Source organism: Kitasatospora sp. MAP12-44 (assembly GCF_029892095.1).
Lineage (GTDB): Bacteria > Actinomycetota > Actinomycetes > Streptomycetales > Streptomycetaceae > Kitasatospora.
The window spans coordinates 6977371-7003560 of sequence record NZ_JARZAE010000004.1 but is presented as its reverse complement, the minus strand read 5'-3'; the positions used below and the strand labels follow the sequence as shown (position 1 = coordinate 7003560).

The 26190-nt window shown below is 70.4% G+C and carries 27 protein-coding genes; 12 read left to right on the top strand and 15 right to left on the bottom strand.

Annotation, left to right across the window (positions count from 1 at the left end; translation table 11 throughout):
• The first annotated feature begins 33 nt into the window (after nucleotides 1–33).
• Nucleotides 34–522 carry a DUF6194 family protein gene (locus P3T34_RS31915; RefSeq protein ID WP_280669518.1) on the top strand — a complete coding sequence of 163 codons (489 nt, stop codon included), beginning with the start codon at nucleotides 34–36 and terminating at the stop codon, nucleotides 520–522.
• Nucleotides 523–564: 42 nt separating this feature from the next.
• Here P3T34_RS31915 and P3T34_RS31910 read toward each other — a convergent pair whose 3' ends face one another.
• A complete protein-coding gene (locus tag P3T34_RS31910) occupies nucleotides 565–1062 on the bottom strand; it encodes a hypothetical protein (protein WP_280669517.1) in 498 nt (165 codons plus the stop codon).
• A 429-nt stretch (nucleotides 1063–1491) separates the two neighbouring features.
• Here P3T34_RS31910 and P3T34_RS31905 point away from each other — a divergent pair, with 429 nt between their 5' ends.
• A complete protein-coding gene (locus tag P3T34_RS31905; protein ID WP_280669516.1) occupies nucleotides 1492–2400 on the top strand; it encodes an oxidoreductase in 909 nt (302 codons plus the stop codon).
• A 17-nt stretch (nucleotides 2401–2417) separates the two neighbouring features.
• Here the strand turns inward: P3T34_RS31905 and P3T34_RS31900 are convergent, their stop codons facing one another.
• The 11 genes from P3T34_RS31900 to P3T34_RS31850 form a co-directional block, all read right to left on the bottom strand.
• Nucleotides 2418–3290, bottom strand: coding sequence for an LLM class F420-dependent oxidoreductase (locus tag P3T34_RS31900; RefSeq protein ID WP_280669515.1), 873 nt, complete (start codon nucleotides 3288–3290; stop codon nucleotides 2418–2420).
• 109 nt (nucleotides 3291–3399) lie between these two features.
• Nucleotides 3400–4149, bottom strand: a complete 750-nt coding sequence (locus tag P3T34_RS31895) for an IclR family transcriptional regulator C-terminal domain-containing protein (RefSeq protein WP_280672515.1) — start codon at nucleotides 4147–4149, stop codon at nucleotides 3400–3402.
• 201 nt (nucleotides 4150–4350) lie between these two features.
• Nucleotides 4351–4818 (bottom strand): hypothetical protein, encoded by a 468-nt coding sequence (locus tag P3T34_RS31890; protein ID WP_280669514.1) that lies wholly within the window; start codon nucleotides 4816–4818, stop codon nucleotides 4351–4353.
• A 4-nt stretch (nucleotides 4819–4822) separates the two neighbouring features.
• Complete coding sequence (locus P3T34_RS31885; RefSeq protein ID WP_280669513.1) at nucleotides 4823–5014, bottom strand: hypothetical protein; 192 nt, start codon at nucleotides 5012–5014, stop codon at nucleotides 4823–4825.
• 373 nt (nucleotides 5015–5387) lie between these two features.
• Complete coding sequence (locus tag P3T34_RS31880) at nucleotides 5388–6101, bottom strand: Crp/Fnr family transcriptional regulator (protein WP_280669512.1); 714 nt, start codon at nucleotides 6099–6101, stop codon at nucleotides 5388–5390.
• Nucleotides 6102–6291: 190 nt separating this feature from the next.
• Nucleotides 6292–7752 (bottom strand): catalase, encoded by a 1461-nt coding sequence (locus P3T34_RS31875; RefSeq protein WP_280669511.1) that lies wholly within the window; start codon nucleotides 7750–7752, stop codon nucleotides 6292–6294.
• A 42-nt stretch (nucleotides 7753–7794) separates the two neighbouring features.
• The gene (gene alc / locus P3T34_RS31870) at nucleotides 7795–9060 is read right to left on the bottom strand and encodes an allantoicase (RefSeq protein ID WP_280669510.1); all 1266 of its coding nucleotides are present in this window, start codon (nucleotides 9058–9060) and stop codon (nucleotides 7795–7797) included.
• An 8-nt stretch (nucleotides 9061–9068) separates the two neighbouring features.
• Nucleotides 9069–10436, bottom strand: coding sequence for an allantoinase AllB (allB, locus tag P3T34_RS31865; RefSeq protein ID WP_280669509.1), 1368 nt, complete (start codon nucleotides 10434–10436; stop codon nucleotides 9069–9071).
• A 96-nt stretch (nucleotides 10437–10532) separates the two neighbouring features.
• Nucleotides 10533–11672 carry a glycerate kinase gene (locus tag P3T34_RS31860; protein WP_280669508.1) on the bottom strand — a complete coding sequence of 380 codons (1140 nt, stop codon included), beginning with the start codon at nucleotides 11670–11672 and terminating at the stop codon, nucleotides 10533–10535.
• A 343-nt stretch (nucleotides 11673–12015) separates the two neighbouring features.
• Nucleotides 12016–12912, bottom strand: a complete 897-nt coding sequence (locus tag P3T34_RS31855) for a 2-hydroxy-3-oxopropionate reductase (RefSeq protein WP_035796059.1) — start codon at nucleotides 12910–12912, stop codon at nucleotides 12016–12018.
• A gap of 44 nt (nucleotides 12913–12956) precedes the next feature.
• The gene (locus P3T34_RS31850; RefSeq protein WP_280669507.1) at nucleotides 12957–13814 is read right to left on the bottom strand and encodes a TIM barrel protein; all 858 of its coding nucleotides are present in this window, start codon (nucleotides 13812–13814) and stop codon (nucleotides 12957–12959) included.
• A 178-nt stretch (nucleotides 13815–13992) separates the two neighbouring features.
• On the opposite strand from P3T34_RS31850, the gene P3T34_RS31845 reads away from it, so the two are divergent.
• From P3T34_RS31845 to P3T34_RS31820, 6 genes are all read left to right on the top strand, one after another.
• Nucleotides 13993–14247: a thiamine-binding protein gene (locus P3T34_RS31845; RefSeq protein WP_348534764.1), complete on the top strand. Its 255-nt coding sequence runs from the start codon at nucleotides 13993–13995 to the stop codon at nucleotides 14245–14247.
• Complete coding sequence (locus P3T34_RS31840) at nucleotides 14244–14627, top strand: helix-turn-helix domain-containing protein (RefSeq protein WP_280669505.1); 384 nt, start codon at nucleotides 14244–14246, stop codon at nucleotides 14625–14627. Before P3T34_RS31845 ends, P3T34_RS31840 begins: the two co-directional genes overlap by 4 nt.
• Before the next feature lie 175 nt (nucleotides 14628–14802).
• On the top strand, nucleotides 14803–15333 hold the full coding sequence (gene uraD, locus P3T34_RS31835; RefSeq protein ID WP_280669504.1) for a 2-oxo-4-hydroxy-4-carboxy-5-ureidoimidazoline decarboxylase: 531 nt from the start codon (nucleotides 14803–14805) through the stop codon (nucleotides 15331–15333).
• Nucleotides 15334–15427: 94 nt separating this feature from the next.
• On the top strand, nucleotides 15428–15763 hold the full coding sequence (gene uraH / locus P3T34_RS31830; protein ID WP_280669503.1) for a hydroxyisourate hydrolase: 336 nt from the start codon (nucleotides 15428–15430) through the stop codon (nucleotides 15761–15763).
• Nucleotides 15764–15781: 18 nt separating this feature from the next.
• Nucleotides 15782–16696 carry a factor-independent urate hydroxylase gene (gene pucL / locus P3T34_RS31825; protein ID WP_280669502.1) on the top strand — a complete coding sequence of 305 codons (915 nt, stop codon included), beginning with the start codon at nucleotides 15782–15784 and terminating at the stop codon, nucleotides 16694–16696.
• Between the two features lie 168 nt (nucleotides 16697–16864).
• A complete protein-coding gene (locus P3T34_RS31820) occupies nucleotides 16865–18247 on the top strand; it encodes an 8-oxoguanine deaminase (protein ID WP_280669501.1) in 1383 nt (460 codons plus the stop codon).
• A gap of 201 nt (nucleotides 18248–18448) precedes the next feature.
• Here the strand turns inward: P3T34_RS31820 and gcl are convergent, their stop codons facing one another.
• Nucleotides 18449–20236, bottom strand: coding sequence for a glyoxylate carboligase (gene gcl / locus P3T34_RS31815; protein WP_280669500.1), 1788 nt, complete (start codon nucleotides 20234–20236; stop codon nucleotides 18449–18451).
• A 317-nt stretch (nucleotides 20237–20553) separates the two neighbouring features.
• Here gcl and P3T34_RS31810 point away from each other — a divergent pair, with 317 nt between their 5' ends.
• The 3 genes from P3T34_RS31810 (at nucleotide 20554) to P3T34_RS31800 (ending at nucleotide 23083) form a co-directional block, all read left to right on the top strand.
• Entirely contained in the window at nucleotides 20554–21555 is a 1002-nt protein-coding gene (locus P3T34_RS31810) for a transposase domain-containing protein (RefSeq protein ID WP_280669499.1), read from the top strand.
• Between the two features lie 152 nt (nucleotides 21556–21707).
• Nucleotides 21708–22055, top strand: coding sequence for a peptidase inhibitor family I36 protein (locus P3T34_RS31805; RefSeq protein WP_280669498.1), 348 nt, complete (start codon nucleotides 21708–21710; stop codon nucleotides 22053–22055).
• Nucleotides 22056–22138: 83 nt separating this feature from the next.
• Nucleotides 22139–23083, top strand: a complete 945-nt coding sequence (locus tag P3T34_RS31800) for a hypothetical protein (RefSeq protein WP_280669497.1) — start codon at nucleotides 22139–22141, stop codon at nucleotides 23081–23083.
• Here P3T34_RS31800 and P3T34_RS31795 read toward each other — a convergent pair.
• The gene (locus P3T34_RS31795; RefSeq protein ID WP_280669496.1) at nucleotides 23080–23469 is read right to left on the bottom strand and encodes a gamma-glutamylcyclotransferase; all 390 of its coding nucleotides are present in this window, start codon (nucleotides 23467–23469) and stop codon (nucleotides 23080–23082) included. The two genes, P3T34_RS31800 and P3T34_RS31795, sit on opposite strands and share 4 nt — an antisense overlap.
• Nucleotides 23470–23554: 85 nt before the next feature.
• Nucleotides 23555–25207: a malate synthase A gene (aceB, locus tag P3T34_RS31790; protein WP_280669495.1), complete on the bottom strand. Its 1653-nt coding sequence runs from the start codon at nucleotides 25205–25207 to the stop codon at nucleotides 23555–23557.
• 190 nt (nucleotides 25208–25397) lie between these two features.
• Here aceB and P3T34_RS31785 point away from each other — a divergent pair, with 190 nt between their 5' ends.
• Nucleotides 25398–26189 carry an IclR family transcriptional regulator gene (locus P3T34_RS31785; RefSeq protein WP_280669494.1) on the top strand — a complete coding sequence of 264 codons (792 nt, stop codon included), beginning with the start codon at nucleotides 25398–25400 and terminating at the stop codon, nucleotides 26187–26189.
• The last annotated feature ends 1 nt before the right edge of the window (nucleotide 26190 follow it).

The window sequence follows — 26190 nt, the reverse complement described above, 5'->3', positions numbered from 1 at the left end:
CTCCACTAGGACTTCAATGCAACGCTTGAGCACATGACCATAGACGAGATCATCAGCTTCATGGAGGGCCTCGATGGTGTCCTGGCCATCAGGCCGGCACCCGGTGACGGCTCGCCGGAAATCAGCTGGGGCGACACCTTCTTCTCCTACGCACCTGACGGCGTCACCCCGACTATGAGCCAGCCGTTCGCGACAGTCGTGACCAAGAACTACCCCGGCGACGAGGCATCAGGTCTGGACCGCCCGGGCACCTTTCGCGTGAACATCTCCGCCGGGAAGGAACCGTTCATTCGGTGGACCGGTCACGCACCACGCGAAGCAGCCACCACCGAGGTCGACCCCAGCGCCGTCGACACTGTGACTGCGCACCCCGTCTACGGCACCGTGGGCTGGCTGGCAGTGGTGAACCCGGGCTCGCGCACGGAAGCGGCGACCTGTGAACTGCTGCGTGCGGCCTATCACCTCGCACGCGCACGCTATGAGCGACGCGCTGAATCGACGCCATGCGCAGAGTCGCAATGAAGTGGGCGTGATCACGGACTAGACGGGCCGAAACTCAGGCCGCTATCCTGTCGACATGTCAACCACGGGGAACCACAAGCCTTCTGAGGCGATCTTAGCACCTAATGGCCTGTCGCACAAGTCGTCCCGCTGGGTCACCGGTGGGCTGGTGCCCGAACGCGGGCCTCGGCGCACGCTGGCGCTGGCGAGCTTCGTCAACCAGGTCGGCAGCGCGGTGTTCATGGTGAGCGCCGCGCTGTTCTTCACCCGCCCGGGATGGGCGTCGGCGCGCTGGTCGGCCTGCTCTCCGGGATCCCGGTCGGGTGGCTCGCCGACCGGCGCGGCCCGCGTGAGGTCTACCTGTTGACGCTGACGGTCCAGGCCGGCGCGATGGCGGCGCTGGTGCTGGTTCAGTCGTTCTGGCTGTTCGTCCTCGTGGTCTCGCTCACCGAGCTGGCCGGCTCGGCCAGTGCGGCGGCCAAGGCGCCGCTGCTGCGCGGCGGTCAACCTGGCCGGCAGCATCGGGGCCGTACTGGCCGCGCTCGTCGTCCAGTTGGACACCCGCACCGCCTACCGGTGCCTGGTGCTGGGCAACGCGCTCAGCTTCCTGGTCACCGCGGCCATCGCCTACCGGCTGCCCTCCCTGCGGCCCGTCCAGGAGCCGCCGGGGAGCGGGCGGTGGACCGCGCTGCGGGACCTGCAGGTCCGGGTGAGTCGCGGGATCGACGGCAACCGCCGCCTCGTTCGAGCTCCGCTACAGCCTTGCGCCGGCGCACGCGCAGGGGCAGTACTCGGGCGTCTCCCGGCTGAGCAGCGGTCTGGCGGACGTCGCGACGCCCTCTGCGCTGGGCCTGCTCTGCATCACCTGGGGTGCGCCCGGCTGGGCCGAGCAGTCGCGCCCCGCCTTTGCTCCTGCCGCCTGAACTCCACCCCCTCCACGAAAACCTCCACGAAGACGTCCACAAAAACCTCCACGAAAGGCCTTTCCCGATGAAGGACACCACCGCGACCGCGACCGCAACCGCCGCCGGCAGCTGGCGGCTCGGCGACCTCGACGTCAACCGGCTGGGCTTCGGCGCGATGCGGCTGACCCAGCACGGCCCGGCGTTCGCCGAGAACGCCCCGCCGAGCGACCGCGCGCAGGCCATCGCGGTGCTGCGCCGCGCCGTCGAGCTCGGCGTCAACCACATCGACACCGCGGCCTTCTACTTCTCGCCGCTGCGCTCCGCCAACGAGCTGATCAACAGCGCGCTCGGCCCCTACCCGGACGACCTGGTGATCACCACCAAGGTCGGTCCCGGCCGCGGCCCGTCGGGCGACTGGCACCACGCCGGACCGGAGCAGCTGCGCGGCCAGGTCGAGGAGAACCTGCGCCAGCTCGGCCGCGACCACCTCGACGTGGTGAACCTGCGGATCCTCGGGAGCGCCTCGATCGCCGAGCGCTTCGGCGTACTGGCCGACCTGCGCGAGGCCGGGCTCATCCGCCACCTGGGCGTCTCCAACATCAACGCCGAGCAGCTCGCCGAGGCCCGGGCCATCGCTCCGGTGGTCTGCGTGCAGAACCGGTACAGCGTCGACTCCCGGCGCGCGGACTCGGACGACCTGCTGCGGACCTGCGGCGAGCTGGGCATCGCGTTCGTGCCGTTCTTCGCGATCGCCAGCGCCGGGCGCGAAGGCGGCACGAAGACCACCGAGAGCGAGGAACTGCTCGCGATCGCGCGGGCGCATGGCGCGAGCCCCGCGCAGGTCCGACTGGCGTGGACGCTGGCGCAGGGCCCGCACGTGCTGGCGATCCCGGGCACCGGCAACCCGGACCACCTGGTGGAGAACGTCGCCGCCGGCACCCTGCGGCTCTCGGCGGACGAACTGGCCCGCCTGGACGCCCTCGACCAGGAGTGACCAAGCAGAGCTAGGCCTCAGCCGATCGCGGCGATCCGGGGGACGACGCGCTCGGCGAGCAGCTCGGCGAACTCCACCGGATCGCGGTCCGGCGCCACCTCCAACTCGTCGATGCCGAGCCGCGCGTAGCGCTCGGCATTGGCGAGGAAGCCGTCGACGTCATCGAGGAAGGGTCCGACGGCCATCGCGGTCTTGGTGATGGAGTCGTAGTCCCGGCCCTCGTCGGCGCAGTGCGCGCGCAGCACGTCGAGCTTGGCCGCCACCTCCTCGGGGCTGCTGGCGAAGAGGTTGCAGGCGTCCCCGTACCGCGCCACCATCAGCAGGGTCTTCTTCTCTCCCCCGCCGCCGATCACGATCTGCGGGTACGGCCGGCTGAGCGGCCCGGGCACGCACAGCGTCTCGGCGAGCTGGTAGTGCCGGCCCTGGTACGGCCCGTTGTCCTCGCTCCACATCTGCTTGCAGATCTGCAGCGTCTCCTCCAGCCGCTCGAAGCGCTCGCTCACCGGCACCACCGGCACCCCGAGCGCGCGCTGCTCCCGCTCGTACCAGGAGGCGCCGATGCCGAAGCGGGCGCGACCGCCGCAGAGCACGTCCAGGGTGGCCACGATCTTGGCGAGCAGGCCGGGGTGACGGTACATCACTCCGGTGACCATCACGCCGAGCGTCATCCGCTCGGTGACGGCGGCCAGGTAGCCGAGCGTGGTGTACGCCTCCAGCATCGGCTCCTCGGCGGACCCGCCGAGGATCTCCATCTGGAAGTAGTGGTCCATCACGGTGAACGCCGAGATCCCGGACTCCTCGGCGATCCGCGCCGTTCGGGCCAGGGTGCCGGCGATCCGGGCCGGGTCGGTCGGGGTCGAGTAGTTCCAGTAGTGCAGGCCGAGCTTCACCGAGAAACCTCCAGTCAGCGGGAAACCCCCGCCCCGAAGTTACTCGACCTGGTCGCCGCGCCCGGGACAACGCGGCCACGGAGCACCCGATTTGATCAGACCACCATGGTCAGACCGCCATGGCCAGCATCAGCGGCGCCGCCCGCTCCGAGAGCAGTTCGGCGGCGGCCCGCAGCCGGTGGGCGTTGTCGACCGGCATCGACATGGCCAGGCAGCCGACCGTGCTGCCGGCGATGACCGGGACGGCGGCGCAGACCGTGCCGAGCGCGTACTCCTGCAGGTCCAGCGTCGGGACGGTGGAGGGCTGGCGCTCCAGCCGGTGCATCAGCTGCTCGGTGTCGGTGATGGTGCGCGAGGTCAGCCGGGCGATCGGGTGCCGCGAGAGGTGGTCGAGGCGGCCGTCGTGGTCGAGCTGGCTCAGCAGGCACTTGCCGATCGCGCTGGCGTGCGCGGTGGCCTTGAAGTCCACCCACTCGTGCACCGCGGGCGCGTCCTCGCCGAAGGCGACCGCCTCCACCGTCAACTCGCCGTCGTAGTACCGGCTGAAGTAGACGGCGGCGCCCAACTCGTCGCGCAGCTCGGCGAGCTTGTGGTTGAGCCTGATCCGGATCAGCTGCTCGCGGTTGGACTGGCCGAGCATCGCGAAGGTGCCGCCGAGCACCCAGCCGCCGTCGTAGGGCTGCAGATAGCCCTCGTTGGCCAGGACGGTGGTCAACTCGCGGACGGTGCCCGCGGGCAGCCCGGTCTCCCGGACGAAGTCGCCGAGCGTGGCGCCGCAGGAGTGCCGGTCCGCCACCTCCAGCAGCCGCAGGGCGCGCCGCAGGGAGGCGTGCGGCCCGGACTCACCCTGGTCGAGCATGATCTGACGACCCTGGCCGTGTGCCGGCATCGGCCTCCCCTTTCCGCTCCCGAGCTACCACCCTCAGCCTATCCATGACGTGCCGTCCACACCCCCTGGTCGCAAGAGATTCCCGCAGGTGACGGGTATTGGCCGATTGGCATATGCCAGACGCAGCTGCCCGGACCCCGCACAGCCGAATCCCGGCGCCGCCGCGCGCGTTCAGCGCCCCCGGGCCAGCCGTTGGAGGTCCGCGCGGTCCTTGGGCCGGTCCAGCCACCGCTTCCAGCGGACCGTGTCGGCCATGGTCAGGAACCGCAGAGCGCCGATCGGCTCCGCCCGCGCCAGCAACTGCCCGACATCGCCGAACAGCTCCGGGAACCATCCGTCAAGCACCTCGAACCGGCCGTCGACCAGCCGGATCGCCCTCGTCCCCCCGTACGGAGCCGGCTGCGGTCTGCCCAGCTCCATGGCACGCTGCCAGGCCAGCCCGCGCGCCACGATGTCGAGATCGGAGATCTCCTCGCGCAGCCCGCGCAGATAGAACGGCGCGCTGCCGGCGATCACGAAGTCCTCCACCGGAAGGCCCAGTTCGGCGAGCCGGTCGAACGGGGCGGTCGACAGGCGGGACAGCAGCACGGGCAGCCGCGCCACCGCGGGGCCGGGGGACGACTGCTCCGTGCTGCTCACCGCGCTAGCTCCGCAACGCGGCGAAAGCCGCGATCAGCGGCGGCAGCGCGGCCAGGAAGCCTGCCAGCGCCGTGATCACCACCGCTGCCTTGACCGGGGCGGTCCGGCTCATCCGGGCCACCGCGAAAGCCGCCAGTGCCAGTGCGGCGAGGACCACGATCCCGCCGACCAGCACCGGCCACACATCCGACTGCACGTCGCCTCCTTGAAGTTGTCAGCTGCCGAGCCCTGGATCACGACCGCCGGCCGACGCCTTGGTAGGAGGCGTCGCGGGTGCCGTCGGCGGCGATCCGACCTCCACGGTAGGGCGGGGCCGCCGCCGACTCCAGGGCTGCCGGCGAGCAGTGCGGCAGGCGCGAAAGGCGCTCAGAACCTGTAGAACGACAGAGTCTTGGCCCGAACCGGAGGTCTAGCCTGGTCAGGTCGTCACTGGTGTTCGCTGCCGAGCCCGGTCCGGCGTTCCACGCAGGCGGAGCCGCGGGGGTGGTAGCCCGCTGCTCCCGCCTGCTTTCGTCTACCGCGCAGGCGTGCGTTCGACGTAGCCGAGCTCAGCACGCGCTCAGCAGCGCTCACTCCGCGGCCAGTTGCTCCAGTGCGTCCAAGTCACGGACCAGCAGGCGGCGGTAGCCGGTCTCGATGACGCCGCTCTCCCGCAGCTGGCGCAGCGCCTTGGCCACTGCGGCCTCGGAGGACGAGACCAGCCCCGCCAGGTCGGACTGGCTCAGCGGAACCGTGATCGCGACGTGCTCGCCCAGCGCCTCCCCGTACGAGGCGGCCAGCTCGACCAGCGCCCGGGCGAGGCGCACGGAGACCGGGGAGCCCGCCTGCTCCACTCGCACCCGGTTGGCCGAGCGCAGCTTGAAGCTGAGCGAACGCATCAGCGCCATCACCACCTCGGGCTCGCGCCGGAACAGGGCGACGAAGGCGTCGTGCGTGATGACCCGGGCGGTGACCCGGCCGACCGCGGTGACGGTGGCCGAGCGCGGGCGGTCGTCCAGGACGCCGAGCTCACCCACCAGGTCGCCCGCCGCCCGGATGGTGAGCAGCGTGACGTGCCCGTTGGCCGTCACTCCGGTCACCTTGACCAGGCCGCTCAGGATCAGCAGCAGGTGGGCGGCCTGGTCCCCCTCCCGGAGCAGCAGGTCGCCGGGTTCGTAGGCGTACAGCGCTCCCTCCGCCAGGACCGCCTGGCGGGCTCGCGCGGACAGCAGGTTGAGGTAGGAGCCCGACGGCCAGAGCCGTTGGTGCTGCGCCGACTCGCCGTCGTCGCCGCCGTTGTCCATGCGCCACCTCCTCGACACGCTCCGGGATCCGCGGATCCCGATGATCTCAGAGGAACCCCGCCTGCGGTACGGGGAGCGGGAAATGCGATGGACCCTCCCCACTGTCCGAGGGGAGGGTCCATCCGAGGGTGCGTCAGAGAGTCTTCAGCGAGCGAGAGCCCTCAGCGAGAGCGAGTCCTCAGCGAGGCGGTCAGGCCTCGTCGCCGGCGCGGAGCTTGGCGACGGCGGCCTCCAGGCGGCGGCCGTAGTTCTCGTCCGCGGCGTGGAAGTGCGCGAGGTTCTTCTCGACGATGTCGTCGCGGGTCACCTGGGCCAGGAAGCCCGCGATGTTGTTGATCAGGCGCTCCTGCTCACCGGCCGACATCACGCGGAACAGCTCGCCCGCCTGGAAGAAGTCGTCGTCCTTGGTGTGCGCGGGGGTGGTGTACGTGCCGGTGTGGCCGTTGAGGGCCACCGGCGCGGCCAGCGCGCTGTCGGTCTGGGCGGGGCCGTCGTACGAGTTGGGCTCGTAGTTCTTGCCGCGGCCGGACTTGTTGACCGCAGCGAAGCCATCGCGGCCGTAGTTGTTCGCCTCGGTCGCCTTGGGGGCGTTGACGGCGAGCAGGGTGTGGTTGACGCCGAGGCGGTAGCGCTGGGCGTCCGCGTAGGCGAAGAGCCGGCCCTGGAGCATCTTGTCCGGGGACGGGCCGATGCCGGGAACGAAGTTGTTCGGCGAGAAGGCCGACTGCTCGACCTCGGCGAAGACGTTCTCGGGGTTCTTGTTCAGGACCAGCCGGCCGACCTTCTGCAGCGGGTAGTCCGCGTGCGGCCACACCTTGGTGAGGTCGAACGGGTTGAAGCGGTAGTCGGCCGCCTCGGCCACCGGCATCAGCTGGACGTACAGGGTCCAGGACGGGAACACACCGCGCTCGATGGCCTGGTGCAGGTCGCGCTGGTGGCTGTCGGCGTCGGAGCCCACCACCTCGGCGGCCTGGGCGCCGTCCAGCGAGCGGATGCCCTGGTTGGTCTTGAAGTGGTACTTGACCCAGAAGGCCTCGCCCGCCTCGTTGACCCACTGGTAGGTGTGCGAGCCGTAGCCGTTCATGTGGCGGTACGAGGCCGGGATGCCGCGGTCGCCGAAGAGCCAGGTGATCTGGTGCGTCGAGGCGGGCGAGTGCGCCCAGAAGTCCCAGACGTTGTCGGCTTCCTGGATCCCGGTGAAGGGGTCGCGCTTCTGCGAGTGGATGAAGTCGGGGAACTTGATCGGGTCCTTGATGAAGAACACCGGGGTGTTGTTGCCGACGAGGTCGTAGTTGCCCTCTTCGGTGTAGAACTTCAGCGCGAAGCCGCGGGGGTCACGCACCGCGTCGCTCGAACCGAGGTTGCCCGCGACGGTGGAGAAGCGCAGGAAGACCTCGGTGCGCTTGCCCACCGAGGCAAGGAAGTTGGCGCGGGTGAACTGCGAGACCTCGTCGGTGACCTCGAAGTAGCCGTACGCGCCCGAACCGCGGGCGTGCACCACGCGCTCCGGGATGCGCTCGCGGTTGAAGCGCGCGAGCTTCTCCAGCAGCTGCTGGTCCTGGATGAGCAGCGGGCCGTACTCGCCGGCGGAGGCCGAGTTCTGGTTGTCGGCGATGGGGGCGCCGGACTCAGTGGTCAGGATCTTGGACATAGCGGTCCTTCGGAAAGAGAGGCGGTGCGTGGAGAGAAGAATTCAGACGCCCAGCAGGCGCCAGATCGCGGCGGCCCGGCGGGAGGTCTCGGTGCCGTCGGGGCCGTCGGCGGGCTGCAGGGCCGTCACGGCGGCGGTGAGCTCGGCCGGGGCGGCGAGCGGACGGGCCGTGGCGAGGGTGGTCGCCTCGGCGCCGGTCAGGCCGGCCTCGGTGAGGGCCTGGACGGCCTCGGCGGCGGGCAGCGCGTTGAACCAGCGCAGCGCGAGGGCGGCGCGGCCGGCCTCGGTGAGCCGGCCGGTCAGCCGCAGCCGGGCCAGGCCGCCGTCCGGGTAGACGTTGATCCGCACGTGGGTGACCGGGCGGCCTACGTCCAGGCGCAGGCGGTGGCGGGTGTCGGGCTGCAGGCGGGTGCGCGGCAGGATCTCGAACCAGCCGTCAGGGTCGGTGGACGGGTCCCCACCGGAGGTGGCGTCATAGCCCACCAGGTCGGCCCAGCCGGGGGCGTTGGCGACGAAGTGGGTGGTGTCCACCTCGGCGGCCAGGACCTCGCCGCCCCCGGCCAGGGCGATCTGTACCCAGTCGTTGGCCTTGTCGCGCCGACGCCGGGTCTCCCAGCCGTCGCCCATGACGGAGGCGCGACCGGGAGAGTTCAGGTTGTGCGGGGAGGAGAAGTAGCGGTCCGAGGCGGCCTCGGCCACGCCGCCGTACTCCTGGGCGGCCAGGTCGAAGGTGAGGCCGTCCAGGTCGCGCGGGTCGGGCAGCACCTCGCCGTGCACCCGCAGGCGGGCCACGCCGCCGTCCGGCCAGATGTTCAGCCGGACGTGGGTGTAGCGGGTCGGGTCGCTGACCTCGAACGCGTGGGCGGTGTCGCCCTGCAGCGCGGTGCGCGGGACCAGATCGGTCCACTCGGCGCCGTCCAGCTCCTCGACCGACGGGTGGCCGGGTATCGAGGCGGCCTGCACCGAGCCGGACTCCGGGTAGTTGCCAGTGAAGTGCGCGGTGTCCACGATCACGCCGTGGATCCGGCCGGCCACACCGAGCCGGACGATCGCCCAGTCGTGGTCCTCGTCGGTGGGGTGCGGCTGCTCGGCGCTGACGCCGCGCCGGCGCTTGCTCTCCCAGCCGTCCATGATCTGGCCCTTGTGGCCGAAGGTGTGCGCGCGGAACTCGGCGGCCTTGGCGACCAGGAGGTTCTCCGCGTCGGCGAAGGTGTCCTCGTTGGTGGCCACCACGCCGGCGCCCAGCAGGCGGGAGGCGAGGTTGACCAGCTCGGTGAAGGCGGCGGCCGGGGTCTGACTGGTACTCATCTCGCTCCTCAGCGGGTACGAAGGATCTGCCGGCCGAACGGTTCGGCGTCCACGTCCACCACCTGGCCGCGCAGCCAGGTGGTCTGCACGGTGCCGGTCAGGGTCTTGCCGGCGTACGGGGTGACGGGGTTGCGGTGGTGCAGGGCGTCCGGGTCGACGGCGAATTCGCCGTCCGGGTCGAAGGCGACCAGGTCGGCGTCGTTCCCGACCGCGATGGCGCCCTTGGTGCCGGTCAGGCCGACCAGCGAGGCCGGACCGGCCGCCATCCAGCGGACCACGTCGGACAGGCTGTGGCCGCGCTTGCGGGCCTCGGTCCAGATCGCCGGCAGGCCCAGCTGCAGGGAGGCGATGCCGCCCCAGGCCTTGGCGAAGTCGCCGCTGCCGCCGTACTTCTGAAGGAGCTTCAGATCCGGGGTGGAGGGCGAGTGGTCGGAGACGATCGCGATGAACTCGCCGGCCGCCAGGGCCGCCCAGAGCAGGTCGCGGTTGGACTCGTCGCGGATCGGCGGGCAGCACTTGAAGGCCGTGTCGCCGTCCGGGACCTCCTCGGCGGCCAGCGTCAGGTAGTGCGGACAGGTCTCCGCGGTCACCTGGACGCCGTCGGCGCGGGCCTGGCGCAGCAGCGGCAGCACCGCCGCGGACGAGACGTGCAGGATGTGGACGCGAGCGCCGGTGCGCCGAGCAGTGTCCAACAGCCGTGCCACGGCGGTGGATTCGGCGTCGTCGGGGCGCGAGGCGAGGAAGTCGCGGTAGTGCGTGCCGGGCTGCTGCGGGGCCGCCTCCAGCACGGCGGGGTCCTCGGCGTGGATGATCGCCAGGGCGCCGATCCGGGCCTGCTCGGTGAGCGCGGCCTCCAGGTCGGCGGCCTCCACGTGCGGGAACTCGTCCACGCCGGAGGGGGCCAGGAAGCTCTTGAAGCCGAAGACGCCGGCCTCGTGCAGCGGCTCCAGATCGCCGGTGTTGCCGGGGATCGCGCCGCCCCAGAAGCCGAGGTCGACCCAGGCCTGACCCTCGGCGATCTTCCGCTTGGCGTCCAGACCGGCCACCGTGGTGGTCGGCGGTATGGAGTTCAGCGGCATGTCGATGACGGTGGTGACACCGCCTGCGGCGGCGGCCCGGGTGGCGGTGGCGAAGCCCTCCCACTCGGTCCGGCCCGGCTCGTTGACGTGCACGTGGGTGTCGACCAGGCCGGGCAGCAGGGCCACCTCGCCGAGGTCGGTGAGGTGCGCGTCGCCGACCAGCAGCGAGCCATGGGCGGCGATCTGCTCGATCCTGCCGTCCCGGACCAGCACGTCGGCCGGGCGCTCACCGTCCGGGAGGACCACCCGGCGCGAGCGGATCACCGCGGTCGCCACTGGCAGCTCGCTGAGCGGCATCTAGACCTCCGGAGTGGGGGTTTCAGGTGGGGTGGCTCGGAGCCTAGGCCCGCCTTCAACAAAACGTCAATGTAGGAAAGTACTACTGTCCGAAAACTAGGCCAGCAGGTCGGCCGCCAGTCGCTCCCCCGCGACCTCGGCCAGTTCCGCCGCCTTGATGAGGCTGTCCCCCGGCTGCTCGGCCAGGTCGGTGAGCGCGTACGCGGCGACGAAACCCGCCCCGCGCCACTCGCTCTCCGACAGTTCGAGCCGTCCAGCCACAGCGGCCACCGGAACCCCCGCCCCAGTGGCCGCCGCGGCGACGCCGGCGGGGGCCTTGCCATGGAGCGTCTGTGCGTCCAGGCACCCCTCGCCGGTCACGACCAGGCGTGCCCCACGCACGGCCTCGTCGAAGCCCAGCAGCTCGAGCAGAAGCTCGATGCCGGGCCGCATGGTGGCGCCGAGCAGGGCCAGGGCGGCGAAGCCGACCCCTCCTGCAGCCCCGGCGCCGGGGGCGTCTCGGAAGTCCTCGCCGGTGGTGGCCGCGACCACGTCGGCCCAGCGGGTCAGCCCGGCCTCCAGGACCAGCAGGTCCTCGCCGTCGGCGCCCTTCTGCGGGCCGTAGACGGCGGTGGCACCGCGCCGGCCGAGCAGCGGGTTGTCCACGTCGCAGGCCACCACGACCTCGATGCCCTTGAGCGTCTTGGCGATCGATCCGGGGTCGATGCGGTGCAGCCGGCGCAGGGCCGCACCGCCGGGGGGCAGTTCGGCGCCCTCCGAGTCCACCAGGGAGACGCCCAGCGCCTGGACCATGCCGGCGCCGCCGTCGGTGCAGGCGCTGCCGCCCAGACCGAGCACGATCCGCCGGGCACCGAGGCTGATCGCCCGTCCGATCAGCTGGCCGACCCCGTAGGAGCCGGCCGCGAGCGGCGCGGTGCGTCCGCCGGGGAGCCTGGCAAGCCCGGAGGCCAGCGCGAGCTCGACCACGGCGGTCTCGCCCTTGACGGCGATCGCGGCGTCCACCGGCAGGCCGGTCGGACCGGCCACCTTGGCGGGTATCCGGGTGAAGCCGGCCGCCAGCGCGGCGGCCAGCGTTCCCTCGCCGCCGTCGGCGACCGGGAGCTCGCGGACCTCCAGCTGGGGCGCGACCTTGCGGATGCCGGCCGCCAGGCGGGCGGCGACCTCGGCGCCCTCCAAGGTGCCCTTGAACTTGTCGGGAGCTACGACCACATGGCCCTGGGTGGGGGTGGCGGGCATGGTGGGGCCTCACTTCCGAGTGGCGCTGGGTGACGTGCTCTCAATGATCGGGGTGCGACCCCCTCCCCGCCGTTCCTCCCGTCCCGCTTCCGACGTACGGGAGGCTCCCCTCGGCGAGGGAGGGGGCCGGGCGGCGCCTGCACGACCGAAGTGCGGTGCGCCGCCGGTTGGCACGGCCAGCGGGGCAAGGATGAGCACCACCGCCCCGCTGACCGATAAGGCCCTCCTGGTGACGCGGGCACGACCGGACAGGTACACGCCACCAGGAGGAGTTTCAGGTGTAACCACAAGAGGTGCCGCGCGCAGCGCGCCCCAAGAAGGGTGGCGGCGGGCGACGGGTGGGTTACTTGACCTCGCGGCCCGCGAGGCGCTCGACGCCGCGCAGCAGGGCCGAGTGGTCCAGCGAGCCGTCACCGTTGGCGCGGGCCGAGGCGACCAGCTGGGCGACCAGCGAGCCGACCGGCAGCGGGGCCTCGACGGCGCGCGCGGCGGCCGTCACGATGCCCATGTCCTTGTGGTGCAGGTCGATCCGGAAGCCCGGCGCGAACTCGCGGTTGACCATGTTGGCCTTCTTGCGGTTCAGCACCGTGGAGCCGGCCAGGCCGCCCGCGAGGACGTCCAGCGCGGCCTGCAGGTCGACGCCCGCGTTCTCCAGGAAGACCACGGCCTCGGCCACGACCTGGATGTTCACGGCCACGATGAGCTGGTTGGCGGCCTTCACCGTCTGACCGGCACCGGCCGGGCCGACGTGGATGACCGTGGTGCCCAGCGCGTCGAAGAGCGGCTTGGCCTCGGCGAAGTCCGCCGCCTCGCCACCGACCATGATGGACAGGACGGCCTCGATGGCACCGGCCTCGCCACCGGAGACGGGGGCGTCCAGGGTGCGGATGCCCTTCTCCTTGGCGGCGGCGGCGACCTTGATCGAGGTCTGCGGGGTGATGCTGCTCATGTCGATCACGAGCGAGCCGGCCTTGGCGTTCTCCAGGACACCGCCCTCACCGAGGATGACCTGCTCGACGTGCGGGTCGGCCGGGACCATGGTGATGATCACGTCGGCGCCGGTCACGGCGTCGGCGATGCTGGTCGCGCCCTTGCCGCCGGCCGCCACCAGGGCGTCGATGGCGGACTGCTCGAGGTTGAAGCCGGTGACGGTGTGCCCGGCCTTGACCAGGTTGGCGGCCATCGGGCTGCCCATGATGCCGAGACCGATGAAGGCGATGGTGCGGGGGGTGGCGCTCACAGCGCTGATCCCTTCGTAGCTGGGGAGGGTGGGATGCACAGTGGTCAGGCGGAGCGGAGCTCGCGCGGCAGCCACTCGAAGCTGTCGGCGCTGACACCGGTGGACGGGCGGTACTCCAGGCCGATGCGGCCCTGGTAGCCGGCCGCGTCGAGGCGGGCGAACAGGTCGTCGAAGTCCAGCTCGCCGGTGCCGGGCTCGTTGCGGCCCGGGTTGTCGGCGATCTGCACATGGCCGATCTTGTCCGCGTGGGTGGCGATGACGGCGGCCAGGTCCTCGCCGTTCACCGCCAGGTGGTAGAGGTCGCAGAGGAACTTGGCGTTGCCCAGGCCTGTGGCGGCGTTGACCTTGTCGACGATCGCGACGGCGTCCTCGGCGGTCCACAGCGGGTAGTCCGGGGCGTCCACCTTGTTGAGCGCCTCGATCAGCAGGACGGCGCCGATGCCGTGCGCGGCCTGCGCGGCGAGCACCAGGTTCTCCAGCGCGAGCTGGTCCTGCACGGCCCGGTCCACACCGTCGACCCGGTTGCCGTAGAGGGCGTTGAGCCCCGTGGCGCCGAGCGACCCGGCCAGCGCGGCGGCCACCGGGACGTTCTCCCGGAAGCGGTCCCGCTCGGCGGGGAGCGAGACGGTGCCCTTGGCGCCGACCGTGAGGTCGTCCACGAAGTTGAGGCCGGTGAGCCTGACACCGGCGTCCGTGAAGGCCTTGCGGAGCGCGTCCTGCTCGGCCTCGGACGGGGTGTGGTCGGCCCCGAAGGGCCACCACAGCTCGGCGGCGGTGAAGCCGGCGGCCGCCGCGGCGGCGGGACGCTCCAGGAGCGGAAGCTCACTGAACAGGATCGACAGGTTGACCGTGACGCGGCCATTCAAGGACGCGTGCTTGGAAGCGGCAGTCACGTCAATCACCTTTCACTCTTCCGACAACCTCATTCCATGATGCGGAAGAGGGATTCTGCTTGGTGGAAGCATGGCACGAGGACCCGAGCCAGTGTCAAGACCGCCGCAACAATTTGTTGAAGTGGAGTCCGATCGACCGGCCCCTTCCCCCCCAGCAGCCGCTCGCTACAGTGAGCAGGTGCGATTGATGGTGGAGTTCACGACAGAACCGTTCGAACTGGTCAACTTTCCGGACCACGCCGTGGCGGCCCGCCGCGCGGTGGACGAGGCAGGGCTGGCCGTCTCGGTCGGCCCGTTCGGCACCAGCGCCGAGGGTGCGGCCGACCGCGTCCTCGCGGCGGTGGACCGGCTGCTGCGCGAGAGCCTGGAGGCCGGCGCGAGCCGGATCTCCTTCCAGGTCAGCGTGGTCCCCGACGCCCCGGAAGGAGTGGGTACGCAGTGACCGACGCCATGGAACACCCGCTCACCGCGGCGATAAAGCCGCTGCTGGACGCGGTCGGCGCGACGGCGCTGGCCGTCTCCGAGGCCAAGCCCGACGACGTCGTCCTGGAATGGGACGGCGCCCCGGCCGTGGCCGTCCGGCTGCCCCACCTCAGCAACGCCCTGGACAGGCTGCTCGCCGAGATGACCCGGCAGTTCGACGGCCGTCCGCTCACCGAGCTCGACCGGCTCGAGAAGCAGCGCGTCGTCGCCCTGCTGGAGGAACGCGGCGCCTTCACGGTCCGCCATGGCGTGGAGACCGTGGCGTCCGCACTGGGCGTCAGCCGGTTCACGGTGTACAACTACCTCAACCGGCAGGTCGACGGCCCGAAGGCCGACTGACCAGGCCAGTCTCGCCGAATGCCGTACCCCGGCACACTTGGCGGATCGCACACGAAACCGCCCGGTCACCACCGGCGGTTCGAAACGTAACCACCAAGGCTTCAACAAAGTGTTGACGACCGGGGGTGGTGGATCTAGCTTTTGCGGGTGGCACCACTCTTCAGGAGGTCCACCCGTGACCAACCACCACCCCGCGTCGTCCGACGCAGCCGACGCCCTCGCGGCGTTGGCGGCGGCTCCGGCCGCCGAGTTGGAGAAGCACCTCTTGGAGGTCTGCTCCAGCCCCGCCTGGGCCGCCGCCGTCGCGGCCGCCCGCCCCTGGTCCGACCGCCACGCCCTGCTCACGGCCAACCTGACGGCCATGGCGGGACTCACGGTCGCCGACCTCGGCGACGCCATGGCCGGTCACGCCCGGATCGGCAAGCCCAAGCCGGGCGACGCCACCTCCGAGCGCGAGCAGGCCGGCATCCACGGAGTGGACTCCGCGCTCCTCGATGAACTGCACGAGGCCAATGCCGCCTACGAGGCGAAGTTCGGCCACGTGTTCCTGATCTGCGCCACCGGGCGCACCGCCGCGACCATGCTGGCCGCGCTGCGCGAACGGTTCCCCAACGACGCGGCCACCGAGGCCGAGATCGTCCGCGGCGAGCTTCGCAAGATCAACGACATCCGTCTCAACCGCTTGTTGGACGAGACCGCCAGCTGATCTGACTAATCGCCCGCCCGTCGCCCGCCACCACCCTTCCAACGGCGCGCTACGCGCGGCACCCATCTCAGCTACCAGTGAGGTCACTTCAGCCATGACTGGCATCTCCACGCACGTGCTCGACACCAGCCTCGGCCGCCCGGCCGCAGGCGTCCCGGTCGAGCTCGCACTGAACACCGAGGGTGGCTGGAAGGTGCTCGGCACCTCCGCCACGGACTCCGACGGCCGGGCCAAGGACCTGCCGGCCGTGGAGGCGGGCTCGGTCGTCCGGCTCCGGTTCGACACCGCCGCCTACTACGCGGCGACGTCGGACGAGGCGCCGTTCTTCCCCGAGGTCTCGATCGTCTTCACGGTCGCGCCCGCGCAGCACCACTATCACGTGCCGTTGCTGCTGAACCCCTTCGGATACTCCGTCTACCGCGGAAGCTAGAACCTAGGAGCCAACGCCATGGCCCACGTGCTCGGTCAGAACCAGTACGGCAAGGCAGAGAACCGGATCGTCCGGGTCTACCGCGACAGCACCCGTCACGAGATCAAGGACCTGAACGTCTCGGTCGCCCTCTCCGGCGACCTCGACGACGTCCACCTCACCGGCTCGAACGCCAACTGCCTGCCCACCGACACCACCAAGAACACCGTCTTCGCCTTCGCGAAGGAGCACGGCATCGAGTCGGCGGAGGCCTTCGGCATCACGCTGGCGAAGCACTTCGTGGACAACAACGAGCCGATCCACCGTGCCCGGATCCGGATCGAGGAGTACACCTGGGACCGGATCAAGACCCCGGACAACTCCTCGCGCTTCATCGGCTCCGAGGAGGTCGGCCACTCCTTCTCCCGCAACGGCGGTGAGGTCCGCACCTGCGAGATCACCTACGACGGCACCACCGTCCAGGTGATCTCCGGCCTCAAGGACCTGGTCGTGATGAACACCACGAACTCCGAGTTCTGGGGCTACATCAAGGACAAGTACACCACCCTGAAGGAGGCCTACGACCGGATCCTCGCCACCCAGGTGACGGCTCGCTGGAAGTACTCCTTCACCGGCGTGGACGACGAGGCCCAGCCGAACTGGAACCGGTCCTACAGCCACGTCCGCCGGCACATGCTGGAGGCGTTCGCGGAGACCTACTCCTACTCGCTGCAGCAGACCCTGCACGCGATGGGCACCCGGGTGCTGAACAACCGGGCCGAGGTCGACGAGGTCCGCCTCGAACTGCCCAACAAGCACCACTTCCTGGTCGACCTGGAGCCGTTCGGCCTCAAGAACGACAACGAGGTGTACTACGCCGCCGACCGGATGTACGGCCTGATCGAGGGCACCGTGCACCGCGAGGGCGTCGTCCCGGTCATCCCGGTCGCCTGACCGCGAAGCGATCCGCTCCGTACCGCCCCCACCACCGCCTCCCCGCGGGCCCGGACGGTACGGAGCATCGTGGCGCCCGAGGGATTCTCGCACCGCCGTCCCGCCCTCGGGACAACACCAGCTCCGACGGCGGTCGCTCCTCCCCCACCGCTCCCTAGGAGAGACACCATGGCCGTCCAGCCTCCGCCCGCCGACCAGCGGATCGTGATCGAGAACGTCGCCATCGCCACGGTCGATGCCAACGACACCGAGTACACCCGGGGCCACGTCGTGATCCTCGGCAACAAGATCGAGTCGGTCGGCGACGGCCCCGCGCCGCAGTGGCTGGACAACGTGGTGCGCCGGATCAACGGCGAAGGCCATCTGATCACCCCGGGCCTGGTCAACACCCACCACCACTTCTACCAGTGGATCACCCGCGGCCTGGCCCAGGACAACATCCTCTTCGACTGGCTGGTCGCGCTCTACCCGACCTGGTCGCGGATCGACGACAAGCTCGTGCACGCCGCCGCCCAGGGCTCGGCCGCCGCGCTGCTCAAGTCGGGCTGTACCACCGCGAGCGACCACCACTACGTCTTCCCCAAGGACGGCGGCGACATCCTGGGCGCCGAGATCGAGGCCGTCCAGGAGCTCGGCATGCGCTTCACCGCGCTGCGCGGCTCGATGGACCGCAGCAAGAAGGACGGCGGCCTGCCGCCGGACCACGCGGTCGAGAAGACCGAGGACATCCTGATCGCCTCCGAGGCCGCCGTGGACCGCTACCACGACGCCTCCTTCGACTCGATGCTGCAGATCGCCATCGCGCCCTGCTCGCCGTTCTCGGTCTCCACCGAACTGATGCGCGAGGCCGCCCTGCTGGCCCGCCGCAAGGGCGTGCGGCTGCACACCCACGGCTCGGAGACGGCCGAGGAGGAGCAGTTCTGCAAGGAGCTGTTCGGCATGGGCCCGACCGACTACTTCGAGTCCACCGGTTGGCTGGGCGAGGACGTCTGGATGGCGCACTGCGTCCACATGAACGACTCGGACATCGCCAAGTTCGCCGAGACCGGCACCGGTGTCGCGCACTGCCCGTCCTCCAACGCCCGCCTGGCGGCCGGCATCGCGCGCGTCCCGGACATGCTCAAGGCCGGCGTGCCGGTGGGCCTGGGCGTGGACGGCACCGCCTCCAACGAGTCCGGCGAGCTGGGCACCGAGCTGCGCAACGCGCTGCTGATCAACCGCCTGCACGGCAGCCCGAAGGCGCTCACCGCGCGCAGCTCGCTGCGCCTGGGCACCATGGGCGGCGCTCGGGTGCTGGGCCGGCAGAACGAGATCGGCTCGATCGAGGTCGGCAAGCTCGCCGACCTGGCGCTCTGGAAGATCGACGGCATCATGCACTCCTCGATCGCCGACCCGGTGGCCGCCCTGACGCTGGGCGCGTTGCCGCCGCTGTCGGTGCTCTTCGTCAACGGCAACGCCGTCGTCGAGAAGGGCAACCTGACCACGGTCAACGAGGACCGGATCGCCCTGGCCTGTGCGAAGGCCGCTCGCGAGCTCGCCGCCCGCGGCTGATCCCTTCCCCTGAACTCCGGGCCGCCCAGGGACGGTGCGTGTCCCGGACTCCGTCCGCCCCAGCCGGGGCGTACGGACCGCAGCCCCGGACCCACGGCGAGGGTCCGGGGCTGCGGCGTGCCCGCCTGTGGTACCCCTCCCCCGCCCAACGCGAAGGGCCCCGCAGACGCAAGCGTCTGCGGGGCCCTTCGGTCGGTCAGATCAGACCTTCAGCGGCTTGATCGCCGTCGGAGCGTGGCCCGGCTCGGTGGCCAGCTCCTCGAACTCGCTGATGTCGCTGATGTCGGCCGTCTTGCTCATCGCGATGTTGGTGATCCGCTCCAGGATCGCCTCGACCACGACCGGCACCTGGAACTCGGCGGCGAGCTTCTTGGCCTGCTCGAAGGCGGCGCCCAGCTCGTTCGGGTCGGTGACCCGAATCGCCTTGCAGCCCAGGCCCTCGACCACCTTGACGTGGTCGACGCCGTAGACGCCCAGCTCCGGGGAGTTGATGTTCTCGAACTCCAGGTTGACCTGGAAGTTGATGTCCAGGCCGATCTGCGCCTGGCGGATCAGGCCCAGGTAGGCATTGTTCACCAGCACGTGGACGTACGGGATCTTGTGCTGGGCGCCGACGGCCAGCTCCTCCAGCATGAACTGGAAGTCGTAGTCGCCGGAGAGCGCGACGACCGGGCTCTCGGGGTCGGCGGTGGCGACACCGAGGGCGGCCGGGATGGTCCAGCCGAGCGGGCCGGCCTGGCCGCAGTTGATCCAGTGGCGCGGCTTGTAGACGTGCAGCATCTGCGCGCCGGCGATCTGGGAGAGGCCGATGGTGGTGACGTAGCGGGTCTCCGGGCCGAACGCCTTGTTCATCTCCTCGTACACGCGCTGCGGCTTCATCGGCACGTTGTCGAAGTGGGTGCGGCGCTGCAGGGTGGCCTTGCGCTCCTGGGTCTCGGCGACCCACGCGCTGCGGTCGGGCAGCTTGCCGGCGGCCTTGAGCTCCTTGGCCACCTCGATGAAGAGCTCCAGCGCGGCCTTGGCGTCGGAGGCGATGCCGAAGTCCGGCGCGAAGATCCGGCCGATCTGGGTGGGCTCGATGTCCACGTGGACGAACTTGCGCTCGCCGCGGTAGACGTCCAGCTTGTAGCCGGTGTGGCGGTTGGCCCAGCGGTTGCCGATGCCCAGGACGAAGTCCGACGCCAGGAAGTTCGCGTTGCCGTAGCGGTGCGAGGTCTGCACGCCGACCATGCCGGCATTCAGCTCGTGGTCGTCGGCGATGGCGCCCCAGGCCATCAGGGTCGGGATCACCGGGGTGCCGGTCAGCTCGGCGAACTCGACCAGCAGGTCCGCGGCGTCGGCGTTGAGGATGCCGCCACCGGCGACGATCAGCGGGCGCTCGGAGTCCAGCAGGAACTGGATCGCCTTCTCGATCTGCGGGCGGGTCGCGGCCGGCTTGTAGACCGGGAGCGGCGCGTACGTCTCGGGGTCGAACTCGATCTCGGTCAGCTGGACGTCGATCGGCAGGTCGATCAGGACCGGGCCCGGACGGCCGGAGCGCATCAGGTGGAAGGCCTGCTGGAAGACGCCGGGGACCTGCGCGGCCTCCAGGACGGTCGTCGCGGCCTTGGTCACCGGCTTGGCGATCGAGGCGATGTCGACGGCCTGGAAGTCCTCGGTGTGGAGCTTGGCGACCGGAGCCTGGCCGGTGATGCACAGGATCGGGATCGAGTCGGCGATCGCCGAGTAGAGGCCGGTGATCATGTCGGTGCCGGCCGGGCCCGACGTGCCGATGCAGACACCGATGTTGCCGGCCTTGGCCCGGGTGTAGCCCTCGGCCATGTGCGAGGCGCCCTCGACGTGCCGGGCGAGCGTGTGGCGGATCTCGCCGGATGCCTTGAGGGCGGCGTAGAAGGGGTTGATCGCAGCGCCGGGCACGCCGAATGCGACGTCAACGCCCTCGCGCTTGAGGATCTCCACCGCCGCGCGGGCGGCTGTCATTCGAGGCATCGGGTTACTCCTGCGGTCAGTTCCACGATACGGAAATTTGGTTTTGGTATGCGAAATAAAGGTAGGACGCAGCCCGACGAGGCGTCAAGAGTCCAGTGGGCCCATCTTCAACAACTCGTTGAAGCTCCACCATTGGCGATCCCACCAGGAAGACCCCCCGATCTCCCCGCAAAGCCGTACGGAACGCACCATCCGCATGCGCAGCACCCGCGCGCAGGCAGCTTGGGGCCACGCACCTAGGTGCCAGCTCAGGACCGGTGACACCGCCGACGGGGTCGGAAAAGCTGGCCGCTCCCCGCCCACGCAGAGGAGTCGCCGTGTCCGATGTCGCCGATGTCGCAGGGATCGGCCTGCTGATCCACACCTACCCCGCGGACGCGGTCGACTCCGCGGTCGCCGCCTGCGGGCGGACCGAGCAGCGCAAGCGCCTGCTGTCGGCGCGGTTGATGGTCTACTTCGTCCTCGCCATGGCCCTGTTCTCCCCCGCGCCCTATCTGGACGTGATGCGCCGCCTCACCTCCGGGCTGCGCTGGGGAGGGCTCTGGGCCGACGAGCGACTGCCCAACAAGGCGAGCATCTTCCAGGCCCGTGAGCGCCTGGGCAGCGGCCCGCTGCACGCGCTCTTCAGCTCCGCCGTCCGCCCGCTGGCGGCGCCGGACACCCCGAACGCGCACTGGCGCGGTCGGCGCGTCCTGCTCCTGCAGGAGGAGCAGGTCGAGCTGCCCGAGAGTTCGGGCGAGACCGCCCGGCTGCGGGTCAGCGGACTGGTGGAGCGCGGCAGCGGGGCGGTCCTGGACGTGGCCCTGCTGGACGGCGAGTCGCCCAGGACGCTGCTGCGCTCGGTCGGTCCGAGAAGCCTGCTGCTGGTCGACCGGCTGCCGCTCGACCCCGAACTGATCGCCACCGCCACGGCCGGGGGCATCGCGCTGGTCTGGCGCCTGCCGGCCGTCCGGATTCCCGTCCAGAGCGAACGGCGCTCGCCCGACGGCTCGTTCCTGGCAGGCCTGGGCGGCCGACTGCTGCGGGTGATCGCGCCCGATGTGGTCACCACCCTGCTCGATCCGGCCGTGCCCGCCGCCGACTTGCTCGACGTCCTCGCTCGCGGCGCCGAACAGCACGGCGCCCTGCGGGACGCCCTGCTCGGCGGCGCCCAGCAGCACGGGCCGCTGACCAGTCGGACCCCCGACGGCGTCCGCCAGGAGGTGTACGGGCGGCTGCTGGTGCACTACGCGATCCGGCAGTCCATGCAGTACGCCCGGTCCGCGATGGAGCCGGCGGCGGGTCAGCGCGCCCGAATTCGCACGACAATGCCCGGATAAAGACCGGTCCGACACCTGTAAGCAGCCGCTAAACAAACGGCATTGCCGCCCGAATGGGCCGCGCGTAAATTTTCAGGTGTCGGCAGGGGGAACAACCCGGAACCCCGGAACCTGCCGAAAGGAATGCCCAGCACTTCAACGGAGGAAAACCCATGCGCATCAAGTCTGTCGTCGGTCTCGGCGTCGCTGCCGCCGCTCTCGCCACCCTGGGCCTGGCCGGCACCGCTTCGGCCAACTCGGTCACGCTCTACTACAACTCGAACTACGCCGGCGAGTCGGTCACCTTCTACGGCAACGTCCCGAACCTCGCGGGCTACTCGTTCCCGTCCGATGGCTCCGTGAAGAACAACGCGGCCTCGGCCTGGAACAACGACAGCAGCTACGCGTTCATCTGGTACAACTCCAACTACGCCGGCTCCTACGACACCCTGGCCCCGTACAGCGGCGAGGCCCGCCTGGTCAACACCTACAACGAGGACGCCGCCATCAGCTTCTCCTGATGCAGGGTCGGCCGGTCGGCCGGGGGTTCGCCCCGGCCGGCCGCCGCCATCGTCCCCACCCGGTTCGACGAGGAGTCCCCGGCATGTCCCGTTCCTTCCGCATCCTGCCCGCCCTGCTGGCCGCCGTGAGCTGCGCGGGCGTGCTGGCCTCGGCCTCCGGCTGCTCCGGTGCCGCCGATGCCGCCGCCCCCTCGCCGGCCGCCACCCCCACCGTCCTGAACAGCACCGCGCTGCGGCTGCCGACCGCCGACTACCAGCTGAGCCCGGACACCTCGCTCCAGCTCAGCAAAGCCTCGGAACTCCTGATCTCAAGTTGCGTAAAGCGCTACGGTCTGACCTTCAATGGCACTCCCCCCACTGCAAAGAGCGGACCCGCGACGCAGACCGAAATGCGATACGGGGTGACCAGTCCGGAGCAGGCGAAAACCACCGGATATCATTTCGGACCGGCCGACCAGGGATATCTTCCGAATTCCGCCCCGAAAAAGGAGGCACCGGAGAACACGGACCCGGGGTACCAACTCGTACTCGCCGGGAACGGAACTCCCGGAAAACCCGGAACCGCCACGACCTATCACGGTCAACCGGTCGGCCCGAACGGCTGCGCGGGCGAGATGCACACGAAACTGCAGGACGGTGCGACCTTCCTCGGAGAGGCCGCACTGGTCCAGCAGATCAGCGACGAGAGTTTTGCCGACTCCATGAAGGTGCCGGCTGTGCAGAAAGTGTTCGAGGCCTGGTCCACCTGCATGCTCGCCAAGGGGTTCCACTACGCCACCCCGCTGGACGCGGTGAACGACAAGGCCTTCGGCGGCCCGACGGCGAGCCCGACCGAGCTGCTGACCGCCCAGGCGGACGTGGACTGCAAGCAGCAGGGCAACGTCGTCGGCGTCTGGTTCACCGCCGAGGTGGACCGCCAGCGGGCCCTGATGGCTCCGCACGCCGGCGAACTGGAGACCATCAAGAACCAGATGCAGGCCCAGGCCGCGGTCTTCGCGGATGTCCTGCGCAGCGGCGGCGCGGGTTAGAACGTCCTGCCGAGGGTGGCCAGATAGGCCCGCCAGCCGCCGAACTCGGTGATCTCCTTGTGCACGCCGCGCTCCAGCTCGCCGCGGGCCAGGACCATCGAGAAGCAGGCGCTGCCGTCCTCCAGCTTGATGATCCCGAACTCCAGCTCGCGCGGCTCACCGGGCAGCACCACGTCACGCAGCAGCTCCGGGCTCACCTCGTACAGCTCGCCCTCTATCGCGGTGGTCACCGACGGGTCGGGCAGCAGGCCGGGGCAGACGTCGCGGATGGAGAAGAAGCGGTGGCCGGGCGCGGTGCGGACGACACCGAGCAGCGGGGCGTCGCCGAGCAGGGCGTTGAACTCGCCGCCGCGCATCGCCTGGCCGTTGAGGAACATGCGGACCATGAGGGTGGAACCTTTCGGAGAGAAAGCGCACGGTCCACTGGGGACAGGTTGCCCCGGTGGACCGTACGAAACGGCAGTAAGCGGCTCAGCCGAGCAGTGCGTAGCCTGGCAGCGTCAGGAAGTCGACGAAGTCCTCCGCGAGCGAGACCTGCTCGAAGAGTTCGCGGGCTTCGGCCCACCGGCCGGCCTCGTACGCATCGTCGCCCAACTCCGTACGCAGCGTGGCCAGTTCCGCGGACACCAGGCTGCGGACCAGCTCGGCGGTGACCTTCTCACCGCTGTCGGCCAGCACCACGCCGTTGTGGATCCACTGCCAGATCTGCGAGCGGGAGATCTCCGCGGTCGCGGCGTCCTCCATCATGTTGAAGATCCCGACCGCGCCCAGGCCGCGCAGCCAGGCCTCGCTGTAGCGCAGGCCGACGGCGACGGCGTTCTGCAGGCCGGCCTCGGTGCACTCGCCGCCGGAGCCAGCGATGTCGAGCAGCTGACTGCCCGTCACCTGCTCGCTGGAGCCCGGGTTCTCCTTCTGGTTGGGCCGCGCGCCGAGCACCGCGTCGAACGAGGCGCGGGCTACCGGCACCAGGTCGGGGTGGGCGACCCAGGAGCCGTCGAAGCCGTTGCCGGCCTCGCGGTCCTTGTCGGCCTTGACCTTCTCCAGCGCGGCCGCGTTGACCGCGGGGTCCTTGCGGGAGGGGATGAAGGCGGCCATCCCGCCGATCGCGTGCGCGCCGCGCTTGTGGCAGGTCTGCACCAGCAGGCGGGCGTAGGCGGCCATGAACGGTGAGGTCATGCCGACGCTGTTGCGGTCCGGCAGGATGTACTGCTCGCCGGCGTCGCGGAAGTTCTTGACGATCGAGAAGAGGTAGTCCCAGCGGCCGGCGTTGAGCCCGGCGGCGTGGTCGCGCAGCTCGTAGAGGATCTCGTCCATCTCGAAGGACGCGGTGATCGTCTCGATCAGCACGGTCGCCCGGATGGTGCCGTGCGGGATGCCGAGCTTCTCCTGCGCGTAGCTGAAGACCTCGTTCCAGAGCCGCGCCTCAAGGTGGCTCTCGGTCTTCGGAAGGTAGAAGTACGGGCCGGAGTTGGGGTCCTCGGGACCCTTGGCGATCAGCCGCGCGGCGTTGTGGAAGAAGTAGAGGCCGAAGTCGAAGAACGCCCCGGCCACCGGGACGCCGTCCACCAGCAGGTGGTTCTCGTCCAGGTGCCAGCCGCGCGGGCGGACCACGACGGTGGCGAGTTCGGCGGCGGGCTTGAGGGTGTACGCCTTGCCCTGCTCGGAGGTGAAGTCGATCCGGCCCTCGTAGGCGTCGATCAGGTTGAGCTGACCGGAGACCACGGCCTGCCAGGTCGGCGAGGTGGCGTCCTCGAAGTCGGCCAGCCAGACCTTGGCGCCCGAGTTGAGGGCGTTGATGACCATCTTGCGGTCGGTCGGGCCGGTGATCTCCACCCGGCGGTCCTGCAGCGCGCGCGGCGCCGGGGCGACCTTCCAGTCACCGGCGCGCACATCGGCGGTCTCGGGCAGGAAGTCGAGCCGACCGGCCTGGGCGATCTCCGTTCGTCGGGTCTTTCGTCGGGCAAGGAGCTCCTGCCGGCGGCCTTCGAAAGTACGGTGCAGGCCCACCACGAACGCGACCGCCTCCGGAGTGAGCACCTCCTCCGCACGGGGGACGCGCGGTCCGGCGACAGTGACGACCGGAGCGGCGGGTGAGGCGCCGACAGGTCCATTGTCTGTAGCCATGGGCAGGACACTCCTTGGACGGTTGAGCCTGTTAAGGGAGCTCCGGTGGGAACTTCCTTGATCTGAACCCGCCTACTGGCGAGTTGGATTCTGTAAGGTGGAGACTAGTTTCCGCGATACAGAATTTCAACGGTTTGTTGAGGTAGATCGCTGGGAGCCTACTCCTCCCCCGAGAGCAAAGGGAACGCCGGTGGCCAGCACCCCTGCCGCATCGACAGGCTCCGACCGCAGCGCCGGTAGCGTGCAGTCCGTCGAGCGCGCCTTCCAGCTCCTGGAGGCGCTGGCCGACTCCGGCGGCATCGCCACCCTCAGCGAGCTGTCGACCACGTCGGGCCTGCCGATGCCGACCATCCACCGGCTGGTTCGTACCCTGGCGCAGCAGGGTTATGTCCGCCAGGACACCGCTCGTCGCTACACCCTGGGCCCCCGGCTGATCCGGCTGGGCGAGACGGCCGGCCGGCTGCTGGGCAGTTGGGCCCGCCCGTACCTGGCGGAGCTGATGGAGGCCACCGGCGAGACCGCCAACCTGGCGGTGCTCGAGGGCGGCGACGTGGTCTATGTGGGCCAGGTGCAGTCGCGGCGCTCGATGCGGATGTTCACCGAGGTCGGCCGGCGGGTGCAGCCGCACTGCACCGGCGTCGGCAAGGCGCTGCTCGCCCAGCTCCCCGAGGACGAGGCGCGCGCCGTACTCGGCACCCAGCCGCTGCCCGCCCACACCGCCTTCACCGTCACCGACCCGACCGCGCTCTTCGCCCAGCTCGCCGAGGCGCGCGAGGCCGGCTATGTGGTCGACGACCAGGAGCAGGAGATCGGGGTGCGCTGCATCGCGGTGGCCGTTCCGGGCGCGCCGACCCCGACCGCCCTCTCGGTCTCCGGCCCCGAGGCGCGGATCCGCGCACTGGAGGAGCAGGCCGGCAGCGCCTCGCTGGTGCCGGTGATGCGCCAGATCGCCGAGCGGCTCGGCCAGGTGCTCGCACCGTAAC